1 protein-coding gene is annotated in these 832 nt (G+C 67.4%); it reads left to right on the top strand.

Features of this window, described 5'->3' with window-relative positions; genetic code table 11:
- Positions 1-207: 207 nt before the first annotated feature.
- On the top strand, positions 208-832 hold a 625-nt coding region (locus tag BHU15_RS37815), incomplete at its 3' end, for a pentapeptide repeat-containing protein (RefSeq protein WP_255293327.1).

Raw genomic sequence — 832 nt, 5'->3', positions numbered from 1 at the left:
CTGCGGTGGGGCGGGGGTTGGGGGTCGAATAGTGGTATGTCTCCCACGCCTGCCCGTCGTCCGCGACTACGTCGCACCACTCGTCTCTCTGCCCGGACTTCTGCCGGTCCGGGGGCGAGTTCCGCCCGGCCGGCGGAGACTGTCCCGGTTTCTGAGGAACGGTTAGAGGAGGAGACCGTTCCCGCTCCTGAGGAACGGCCGGGGGGCTTGGACTGGGCGCGGCGGATCGAGCTGGGCACCGTCGTGGTCACCGCTGTCGTGGCGGTGGTGGGGCTCTGGTACTCGGGCATTCAGACGCGGCAGGCGAACGAGCAGGCCCAGCAGGCCAATGCCCAGGCGCGGGACGACCGGGCTCTGGCGAAGGAGGGGCAGATCACCGATCGGTACACCGCAGCCGTGGGACACCTCGGTGAGGAGAAGATGGACATGCGGCTGGGCGGCATCTACGCCTTGCAGCGGATCATGCAGGACTCCCACCGTGATCAGCCCACCATCGCCAACGTCCTCGCCACCTATCTCCGTACCCACGCTGCCAAACCCCCAGCGAAGGGCCAGGTCGTACTGGCCGACGTCCATGCCGCGCTCAATGTCCTTGCCGAGCGCGACCCCACCCATGACGACGGCTTCCGCCCGGACCTCCGTGATGCCCAGCTTCCTGGAGTTGAACTCAAGCCCAATGACCCGGCAGACCCGACATCAGGGGCGGCGTTGAGCGACGCGGTTCTGAGCAACGCGGACTTGAGCGAGGCGTTCCTGAGGGGCGCGAACCTGATCAATGCAGACCTGAGGGACGCGAACCTTGCTGGGGCCGACCTGCGCTTCGCGGACCTGA

It is taken from the genome of Streptomyces niveus (assembly GCF_001723055.1).
GTDB classification, from domain to species: Bacteria; Actinomycetota; Actinomycetes; order Streptomycetales; family Streptomycetaceae; genus Streptomyces; species Streptomyces niveus.
Note: the sequence above shows the minus strand (reverse complement) of the source record. Positions and strands in the feature narration are given on the sequence as shown.